The following is a 10,412-nucleotide window of genomic DNA, read 5'->3' as shown; positions in this document are numbered from 1 at the left end:
ATCATAAACAGACGGCTAATTTAGAAGTTAGTCCGGAGGCGTTTTTACAAACGATTTTATTAATGATCGGTGTATATATTATTATTTCTATACAAAATTATATTTTCATTAAAAGAAAAACAATCTTAAGTTTAATGAATGAATATCAAGCTTCAGATACAAAAGTTAAAAAAATCAAAGCTTATGAGTTAGTATTTGGTGTTATAGGTATAATCATGATTGTCTTAGGTTACTATATCTCTAGTATGATTTTTGAAAACTTAATTACAAACACCATGACTGAACTATATTTAAGGATGTTAACAGTATTATTCCTTACTATAGTTGGTGCATATTTATTATTTAGATGCTCAATTTCTTTAATCTTTAATACGATACGTAAATATAAAAAAGGGATGCTTAGCGTAACAGATGTTGTTTCAACTTCTTCAATTATGCACAAAATGAAGACAAATGCATTATCATTAACAATCATTGCTACTGTTTCTGCTTTAGCAGTAGGATTGTTATCACTAAGTTATATATCTTATTATAATGCACAAGAAACTGCGCATTCACAAGTACCAAATGATTATATATTTACGAATAAAGAAAAAGTGGAAAATTTTAAGAAATCATTGAATAAAGAAGATATAGCATATTCAACACAAAACTTTCATATCGTAAGATATGCTATTGATGATTCAAAAGTATTTTCACAAAATGAAAATATGACTGGAGATAGTACTAAATTACCAGTGGCAGTTGTGAAAGCATCTGACTTTGATGATATAAATTTAACAAACAACGAAGTTGCAGTAGTAGGTTATAATGATTTTTTGGATAAGCTTACAACCGTTAATCACAACGAAGAAATGACTTATAAGATTAATCATAAAACAAAGAAACTAAGAGTAAAATCAATCTCTAAAGAAGATTATCTAGCACCCATGATTTCGCTTAATTCACCAGTATATGTCGTTTCAGATGACACATATAATCAAATGAAACATCAGCAACCTAAAAATGAATTACTAAATCACCAATTTGGAATTAATTTGAAACATAAAAGTGATGTACAGAAAGCTGAAAAAGTATTTAACGAACAAGTAGATGAGATTGATACTGGACGTTCTTATCAACAAGTTTATGAACAGTCAAAAAGTAATCTTGGATTAATGCTATTTGTGTTAGGTTTCTTAGGCGTTGCTTTCTTGTTATCTACAGGTTGTATTATTTACATTAAACAAATCGATGAGACTGAAGATGAAACATCAAACTATAAAATTTTAAGAAAATTAGGATATACGTCACGTGATATGTCACGAGGAATTGGATTAAAAATTGGATTCAACTTTGCTTTACCACTTGTAATTGGATTATGTCATGGCTATTTTGCTGCAAGATCAGCAGGATTTTTATTAGGACAATCATTCTATACACCAGTACTGATTGTTATGGCATTATATTCGCTGATTTATATAATCTTCGGTATTTTAGCTTATATTCATTCTAAGCGGGTTATACAACAAGCACTATAAAATTAAACAAATCATAAGAAATCTACCTATTTTTACTACAAAAATGGGTAGATTTTATTATATGCAATGTTAAGATTTTGTAAAGGTTATAAATTTATGAATACAAAATCGAACAATTTTCATAAGAAAAATTAATTTGTATATTTGAGTTGTTAATAAAATTAAAGAATATAATCCGTATTTAAGTGCATTAAATAGCGTGGTTAAAGCGTTTTGGAAAGTAAGGAATGCACTTGTTTAGAAATGGTATTTATTGGTATAATACAAGTATATAAACACAGTATTTTCAGAAAGTTTACAGAAACTTAAAGATTTAAAAATAAATTAATAAATAGTGGTCGAATGGCGTTTGAAAGAGTACAATGAAAGAGTAATTACATAAGATGTATATTTTGGGAGGATTACTAATGTTTAATAAGAAGAAGGATAAGTTTGGTATACAGCTAGAAGCTATAGCTGAAAATTTAAGTCGTGCATCAGTTGAGTTTGGGAAAATGGATTTTGACTCTGACTTCGATTTAAAAGCTTATTCAGATAGAATAAAAGCATACGAATCTAATGGTGATGATTTAATGCACCAAATTATTACGGATTTAAATCAGACATTCATTACACCGATTGAAAGAGAAGATATTTTAGAACTTTGTGATGCTTTAGATGATGTTTTAGATGAAATGGAAGAAACATCAGCAATGTTCGAAATGTATTCTATTAGTTATTCAGATGAATTTATGGCTGAGTTTGTTAAAAACATTCAAGCAGCGATTAAAGAAATTGAAATAGCGGTAACACTAGTAGCAGAGAAGAAATTCTCTCATGTTCGTGTGCATTCAATTAACATTAAAGAGTATGAAACAAACTGTGATGGCATATTAAGACAATCAATCAAATATATATTTAATACAGAAACAGATGCCGTAACATTAATAAAAATTAAAGATATTTATGAATCATTAGAAGATGTAGCAGATAAATGTCAATTAGTAGCAAACAAACTTGAACAAATTATTATGAAAAATAGCTAAGGAGTTATAAACATGGATAGTTTACTCATTATTACTGTAGCTATTGTTGCTTGTGCGTTACTGTTTGACTTTATTAATGGATTCCATGATACAGCCAATGCGATCGCAACAGCAGTATCTACAAAAGCACTTAAACCAAGACATGCTATTTTATTAGCAGCGGTAATGAACTTCATCGGTGCATTAATGGCAACAGGGGTTGCGCAAACAATCGCTAAAGATATTGTTGACCCGTTTAAATTAGAAAATGGATCTATTGTTATATTAGCTGCTTTAATTTCAGCTATTGCCTGGAACCTGTTAACTTGGTATTTTGGTATTCCAAGTTCATCATCACATGCGTTAATCGGCTCAATTGCAGGTGCTGCAATTGCCTCAGCAGGTTTTGGTGTACTTCATTATCAAGGATTCTCTAAAATAATATTAGCTTTAATTGCATCACCAATTTTAGCTTTTATAGTTGGATTTATCATGTATTCTATTTTCAAAGTTGTGTTCAAGAACAATAACTTAACTAAAACGAATAGAAACTTTAGATTTATTCAAATTGGTACTGCAGCATTGCAAGCATTCTCACATGGTACAAATGATGCTCAAAAGGCAATGGGTATCATTACAATGGCACTTATTTCGGCGAATTTGCAGACTACAACTGATATTGAACTATGGGTTAAAATTAGTTGTGCTACTGCAATGGGTCTAGGTACGGCAGTTGGTGGTTGGAAAATCATCAAAACTGTTGGTGGAAACATTATGAAAATACGTCCAGCTAATGGTGTAGCTGCTGACTTATCATCAGCATTTGTAATATTTGGGGCTACATTTATCCATTTACCAGTTTCTACAACACATGTAGTGTCATCATCTATACTTGGTGTTGGTTCTTCACAACGTGTTAAAGGTGTTAAATGGACTACAGCTCAAAGAATGATCATTACGTGGATTATCACTTTACCAGTTTCTATCGTATTATCATTCATTATTTATCACATTTGCATGTTATTTGTATAAAATCGATATATTAATATATAATTTAATAAACGAGTCTGGGACATCATACATGTCGCAGGCTCGTTTTATTATAAAAAGGGGGTGGGAATTATTAATTATGTTCCAAACTCGATAAATTAATTATTATCTTCAGGTTTATTTTTAGTAGTCGCATGATTGTATTTTTATATGAGTATGCACTGTTTTCCATAATAAAAGAATTAAAAATTATATTGTAGAATTAATTATGATTGCATTTAAAAAGAATCCGAGATTAAATCTCGGATTCTTTTTATGAGTTGTATCGATATTAATGAATGTATGAGTAGTTATATACTTCTGAAGCAGGGATTGTTCTATAATCTTGAACACCTGGAGGTGTATTATAATTCATTTCTGAAACTAATAAACTTCCGTCTGCTTTTACTGATTCAACATAAGATACGTGACCATATTGTCCAGCTGTTGATTGCATAATTGCACCAACTGCAGGCGCGTTATCTACACGGTATCCGTCAGCTTGCGCTGCACCAGCCCAATATTTAGCGTCTCCCCAATATGTACTAATTGAGCTTCCAGCTTGTCCTCTACGATCAAATACATAATATGTACATTGACCCCAGTCATATAAGTTTTGATCATTAAATGATTGGTTACCACCTTGAGTAGGTTGTGTATTGTTGTTATTAGTAGGAACTGTGCTTGTGTTAGCACCACTACCGCCAGCTATATTTAAAGTTTGACCAGGATAGATAATATAACCTTGTAAATTATTTGATTTCATAAGTTGGTCAACAGTAACACCATTTTGTTGGGCGATTACAGCTAATGAATCACCATTTTTAACCGTGTAAGTAGATCCTGAAGTTGCAGTTGCTTGTGAACCGCTACCTCCTGCTGATTGACTTCCGTTTACAGTAATGACTTGTCCTGGGAAAATCATATTTCCTGAAATGTTATTACTTGATTTCAGTTCTTCAACAGATGCACCATATTGATCTGCTATTGTCCATAAAGATTCACCATTTTTTACAGTATGTTGAGTAGATGCTTCGGCATCGTGATGTGTTGCTAATGCTGCTACCCCTGATACAGCTGTTACTGCGAATGCAAATTTTTTCAAAGGCTTATCCTCCTTGTAAATATCTAGAATTTATAAAAACATAATACGAATTTAAATCCTTCGTTACATGTAATGGTATCAAAAAATATTTCTGATGTACGGTATGTAATCATCTTGTAATATAAAAACAATAATTAATTTGTTAAAAACCAAGAAAATTAAAGGCTTTTATAACTGTCACAAGCGTCGTTGTATGTTATATCCCAAATTATGTAAGTGTGACAAATATTACAGTGTTTAAATAATCTTCTTCGTTGATATGTAATCTAATAAAGTGTAAAATACTGGTATCATAAATAAAAAAGGATGATTTTAATGAGTTATGAACAACATTATGGTGCATACCAAGATGCGGATTCTCATGGGTCTGCCATAAGAAAAACTTGGTTGTATTTCTTATATTATTGGGTTGTTTTCGGAGTAGGAACATTCTTAGGACAATTTGTACCGCCAGCATTGCATTTTCCTATTACAATCGCTTTATTTGCGATAATTATGATTTCTTTATTTGTGAAGTCATCTAGAAAATTCAGTGGGTTAATCACTAATGTGTATGCATTAGCAATAGGTGTACTTTCCTATACGTCATTTATGTACTATCTAGGTGTATTAGGTACTGAAGCATTTTATGGTAATATCCTATTAGCTATTGGTGCATTTGCAGCATTTGGTATTCTAGGCTACTTTATGATTGATGATGCTTCAGGACTAGGTAAGTATTTATTTGTTACACTAATTGCACTTGTTGTTGCGAGTTTTATCGGTATATTTATAAATAATACATTGTTCCACACAGTTATATCAGTAGTCGGTGTTGGTTTGTTCTTATTATATACTGTATATGACTTTAATCGTATGAAACTGGGCAATTTCTCACCAAGAGAAATGGGCTTTAATTTGTTTGTTAACTTATTAAATATTATTATGCATATTTTAAGACTAGCAAGTATTATAAGAGACTAAAATTAAATAAAAATTTATTTGAAGTTTATTTTCAGTACGACGATCTACTTTAAATATGTTGTGAGGCTAGGACTTATTTGATAAGTCCTAGCCTCATTCAATTTCTATCGCATCTAATTCTGATATTCTATTAGTCATAAATCATCCCACCATCGATATTAAATTCTTTAGATATTGGTTCCAAGTTTTGAGGGTTAATCTTATTTTGAGATGCAGTTATTGTTTTCTCACCAGAAATACGTTTCATATCTTTATAGGTCTTTTTTTGTAGTTCTAATAAATAATCAGCTGCCTGTTCTGTTTTTATTTTACTTTTGTCATAGTAAATATTAAACTCTGTATTCAATTGACTTTTTATTATTGGATATTTCTCCATTAATTCGTCCATAGCGTCATTATAGGCTTGTCCTTTGAGCTTCATTACTGGAAGGAAGTCCTTTTTAAACGTTTCTCCATCGTCAACACCAGTAGTTCTAATTGTCATATAATCATCGATAATACCACTAGCATCTTTTTTATGAGTCAATGTTTCATTCATAGCGTAGTAACCTTCTTTTTCCACGACTTGTTTAAAGTTTTTATGTGCAGCGTCAAATTCTTTTTGATACCTTTTATAAATCATTGATGCGATAGGTGCACCGGTATATGCTGATTCTGATATCGAAGGCATGAATACAGTCAACTTATTATCTTCGGTTGCTCTCATTCGTAAATATAGCTGAAAGGGATATTCACCTTTTGCACGTCCTATAGTCACAATTGCTGGATAACTACCGTACTTGCTTCCATTTGTATATGAATAAATCTGTGTAACATCCATTTCCGTATCAAATGTATCTTTTGCGTATTCTTTAAACACACGTTCAGCATCTTTTTTATATTTTTTTAAGAAAACTTTATTATCGTTGTGATGGTCTCCCATATATTGTCCTTTATAAGTCTTTACGTTAACACTTTTGGGAATATCTTCACTTGATTCAAATGGCATATAATCACATCCTCCAATTAATACAATACTTGCAATGATTAGACATAATAACTTTTTCATCATGTACCTCACTTGTTTATAATTTTTGAATTTTACAAATTATCCCATTTTAATATTAATCTAATTGTACAATTAATTCAATTTGATAAAGAATTTAGAAGAACAGTATCGTGGAATCAGTGGTTTATTTAGAGGGTTGATTAGGATTGAGTTGTAGAATATAAAATAGGTAATAACGGAGTTTACTTTGTTTTTTAATATGATAAACTTTGCGAGATGACGTCGTTATTGTATAATAAATATGATAAAAATAACTCACTTTGAAAGAGAGATGGAATTATGGGACGTAAATGGAATAACATTAAGGATAAAAAAGCCCAAAAAGATAAAAATACGAGTAGGATTTATGCGAAATTTGGACGTGAAATCTACGTAGCTGCGAAATCAGGTGAACCAGATCCTGAATCTAACCAAAATCTTAAATTTGTATTAGAAAAAGCTAAGACTTATTCTGTTCCGAAACATATTATAGATAGAGCGATTGAGAAGGCTAAAGGTGGTTCTGAAGAGAACTTTGATGAATTAAGATATGAAGGTTTTGGACCAAGTGGATCAATGCTTATAGTTGATGCACTAACAAATAACGTAAATCGTACAGCGAGTGATGTCCGTGCAGCATTTGGTAAAAATGGCGGGAATATGGGTGTATCTGGTTCTGTTGCTTATATGTTTAATAACACTGCTGTTTTTGCATTTAAAGATAAGTCTTCTGATGAGATTTTCGAAGTATTGTTAGAAGCAGATTTAGATGTGAGAGATGTTATAGATGAAGAAGAACTGACAATTGTTTACGCTGAACCAGACCAATTTTCACAAGTGCAGCAAGTGCTTAAAGAAAATGGCGTCGAAGACTTTGAAGTTGCAGAGTTATCGATGTTAGCTCAATCAGAAGTTTCTTTATCAGATGAGGATTTAGAAACATTTGAAAAATTAGTAGATGCAATTGAAGATTTAGAAGATGTACAACAAGTATTTCATAATGTAGATTTATAATGGAGAGATGATATGCATAAAGATAAATGGATTGAAAAACTCGAATTAATGCCTCACCCAGAAGGTGGATATTATAAGGAAACATTTAAATCGAATCAAACATTATCTGACAATAATGCGATATACACAAGTATATATTTCTTACTAGAAAAGCATAATATTTCTCATTTTCATAGAATAGAATCTGATGAAGTATGGTATTATCATGCAGGTCAAAGTTTAACTGTGCATATGATTCATCCTGATGGTCAATATGAGAAAGTTAAAGTAGGGCCGAATGTAGAAACAGGTGATGTGTTGCAAGCTATCGTTCCTAAAGGGACTATATTTGCATCTACTGTTGAAGGCGAAAATGATTATGCACTAGTAGGTTGTATGTGTGCACCTGGATTTCAATTTGAGAAATTCGAACTCTTTACGCAAGCAGAGTTGATCAAATTATATCCTCAACATGAAGATATCATTCGTAAATACGCGTTTGAAGTCATACATTAAAAAAGTAGAAATTCATTTTTAAAATGGATTTCTACTTTTTTCTATTATATAGAGTAGACAAGCGCCTTAGAACATAATGAAACAGGCTGTGACATGTTGTCACAGCCTGTTTCGTCTATAGTTCTCCGAATATTTCTTTTGAAGTTTCAACGACATATGCTAATTTACGCCATTGTTCTTCTTCTGTTAATATATTTCCTTCTTCAGTTGAAGCGAATCCACATTGTGGGCTTAAGCATAGTTTATCTTTTGATACGAATTGAGTCGCTTCTTCTAATCTACTTATAATATTTGCTTTGTTTTCCAATTCGCCAGTTTTTGAAGTGAATAAACCAAGTACGATATACGCATCTTGACGATTGAAATGGCGTAATGGTTCAAAATCTCCTGAACGATTATCGTCATATTCTAAGAAGAAACCTTGTAGTTTTTCTGTGAATAATTCTTTAGCAATAGGTTCATAACCACCACTAATTGCCCATGATGATTGATAATTCCCACGACAAATATGTGTTGTGATTAATAAATCATCTGGTAAATCTGCCAACGAGTCGTTAACTACTTTTGCGGCTAATTTAATAGCTTCTTCTTTTTCATCTTGGGTACGTTCACGATTCTTTATAAGTTGTTCAGTTGCAGCTAAGCCCGCCCAATAAACATCATCGATTTGAAGATAACGACAACCTAATTCATAAAATTTTAATATAGATTGATGATACGCCTTTGAGACATCTTTAGCGAATTCATTAATGTCGGGGTAAAGCTCATGATTTAAAATATTTGGGTGAAATAGTTGGTTAGGACTTGGAATGGATACTTTACTTACAGCTCTTCCATTTAATTGGTTATGTAAATATTCGAAATGGGCAAAATGCGGATGATCTGGGTTGAATTCTACTTTGTGAGATACTCTTACGTTATGTTTTTTAGTTTCTACACCTTTAAAAGTTAAACCTATTTCAGGGGTATAGGATTCGATACCTATTAAGTTCTCTAAAAAGTCAAAATGCCAATATGAACGTCTGAACTCTCCATCCGTTATACTTTGTAAACCGACTTCTAATTGTTTTTCTATAATGGTATTAATTTCTTCATCTTCTACTTTCTTTAGTTCTCGTTCTGATATTCTATTTTCTGAATACGCTTGTCGCGCTTCTTTTAAAGGTTGTGTTCTTAGTAAACTACCTACATGGTCAGCACGGAAAGGTCTTAATTGTTCATTCATTATGTATCACTCCTGTTTGTTTATAGTTGGAAAATTCTGAAAAAACCAATATTCATTCAAAATAACAAAGTTAGTCATCACTGTCAATTAAATTTTGGTATAATCATTTTATTAAGGAAGGGGATATTCATTTGGCAAAAGTAAATAAAAAAACTGCTAAAAAACAAATCAAGACGAATAAATCTAACAAAAAATATAAATCCAAATCGAAAAAGCAATCTAAAAGAAGAAAAAATAATTTAACTAAACGAAACTTTTTCTGGCTTATTGCCATTATTGTGATAATTGTTGCAATCGTTAGTATATACAATGTTTTTAAACCATTGCCACATGGTGTATCAAAGCTAAGCTCAGAAACGAAGACGGACAATGTAGAACTATTAACTGATGTGACATATAAATCAAAGGGGAAAATGCATTATAATCAGGAAATTTTTGATAAAGTAAATCAAACGATTGATGAGGCAGATGACTTTATCATTATGGATATGTTTTTATTTAACGGCTATCAAACAGGTGATAAAGCATATCCGAAGATAGCAGAGCGAATTACAGATTCTTTAATTAAAAAGAAGCAACAAAATCCTCAAATTAAAATTATTGTGTTAACTGATCCTTTGAACACATTTTATGGTTCATATACACCAGAACATATAAAAAAATTAAAAGCTCATAATATAGATGTACATTATACAGATTTAAATCAATTAAGAGATTCAAATCCAATTTATTCTGGATTTTACCGTACTTTTGTACAATGGTTCGGCAATAGTGAAAATGGTAAATTGAATAATCCGTTAAGTAGTAAAGCACCAGATGTTACGGTAAGAGGTTATTTAAATATATTAAATATGAAAGCGAACCATAGAAAAACATTAGTTACAGAAAAAAGTGGCATGGTACTATCAAGCAATCCACATAATCCGAGTGGTTTTCATCACAATATAGGTGTGAGAGTATCAGGTCCTATTCAAAATGCAATCATAAAATCTGAAATCGCAATGGCGAACTTAAGTGGAGGAAATTATGA

At 31.3% G+C, this 10,412-nt stretch carries 9 protein-coding genes and 1 pseudogene; 7 read left to right on the top strand and 3 right to left on the bottom strand.

From position 1 onward, the window contains the following. The 3 genes from CD111_RS08740 to CD111_RS08730 all read left to right on the top strand — a co-directional run. A partial coding sequence (locus CD111_RS08740; protein WP_103268498.1) for an ABC transporter permease occupies positions 1–1,520 on the top strand: 1,520 nt, incomplete at its 5' end. A gap of 407 nt (positions 1,521–1,927) precedes the next feature. Next, the gene (locus CD111_RS08735; RefSeq protein ID WP_095086026.1) at positions 1,928–2,545 is read left to right on the top strand and encodes a DUF47 domain-containing protein; all 618 of its coding nucleotides are present in this window, start codon (positions 1,928–1,930) and stop codon (positions 2,543–2,545) included. A gap of 12 nt (positions 2,546–2,557) precedes the next feature. Then, complete coding sequence (locus tag CD111_RS08730; RefSeq protein ID WP_095086029.1) at positions 2,558–3,556, top strand: inorganic phosphate transporter; 999 nt, start codon at positions 2,558–2,560, stop codon at positions 3,554–3,556. A 289-nt stretch (positions 3,557–3,845) separates the two neighbouring features. On the opposite strand, the gene CD111_RS08725 is transcribed toward CD111_RS08730, so the two are convergent. Next, positions 3,846–4,658: a LysM peptidoglycan-binding domain-containing protein gene (locus CD111_RS08725; protein WP_095086034.1), complete on the bottom strand. Its 813-nt coding sequence runs from the start codon at positions 4,656–4,658 to the stop codon at positions 3,846–3,848. A 315-nt stretch (positions 4,659–4,973) separates the two neighbouring features. On the opposite strand from CD111_RS08725, the gene CD111_RS08720 reads away from it, so the two are divergent. After that, positions 4,974–5,621, top strand: a complete 648-nt coding sequence (locus CD111_RS08720; RefSeq protein ID WP_095086037.1) for a Bax inhibitor-1/YccA family protein — start codon at positions 4,974–4,976, stop codon at positions 5,619–5,621. 130 nt (positions 5,622–5,751) lie between these two features. Here CD111_RS08720 and CD111_RS08715 read toward each other — a convergent pair whose 3' ends face one another. Continuing rightward, complete coding sequence (locus tag CD111_RS08715; protein WP_095086040.1) at positions 5,752–6,669, bottom strand: hypothetical protein; 918 nt, start codon at positions 6,667–6,669, stop codon at positions 5,752–5,754. Between the two features lie 279 nt (positions 6,670–6,948). Between CD111_RS08715 and CD111_RS08710 the strand changes: the two genes are divergently transcribed. Both CD111_RS08710 and CD111_RS08705 read left to right on the top strand, forming a co-directional pair. Further along, a complete protein-coding gene (locus tag CD111_RS08710; protein ID WP_095086043.1) occupies positions 6,949–7,662 on the top strand; it encodes a YebC/PmpR family DNA-binding transcriptional regulator in 714 nt (237 codons plus the stop codon). Positions 7,663–7,674: 12 nt separating this feature from the next. Further along, the gene (locus tag CD111_RS08705) at positions 7,675–8,157 is read left to right on the top strand and encodes a cupin domain-containing protein (RefSeq protein ID WP_095086046.1); all 483 of its coding nucleotides are present in this window, start codon (positions 7,675–7,677) and stop codon (positions 8,155–8,157) included. Between the two features lie 115 nt (positions 8,158–8,272). Here the strand turns inward: CD111_RS08705 and CD111_RS08700 are convergent, their stop codons facing one another. Continuing rightward, positions 8,273–9,382, bottom strand: a complete 1,110-nt coding sequence (locus CD111_RS08700) for a 5-methyltetrahydropteroyltriglutamate--homocysteine S-methyltransferase (RefSeq protein WP_095086049.1) — start codon at positions 9,380–9,382, stop codon at positions 8,273–8,275. Between the two features lie 131 nt (positions 9,383–9,513). On the opposite strand from CD111_RS08700, the pseudogene CD111_RS12760 reads away from it, so the two are divergent. Next, positions 9,514–10,412: pseudogene (locus CD111_RS12760) on the top strand (hypothetical protein); the annotation flags it as partial.

It is taken from the genome of Mammaliicoccus stepanovicii (assembly GCF_002902525.1).
In the GTDB taxonomy this organism is placed as follows: Bacteria; Bacillota; Bacilli; order Staphylococcales; family Staphylococcaceae; genus Mammaliicoccus; species Mammaliicoccus stepanovicii.
The sequence above is the reverse complement of the archived record's forward strand: the minus strand, read 5'-3'. Positions and strand labels throughout refer to the sequence as shown.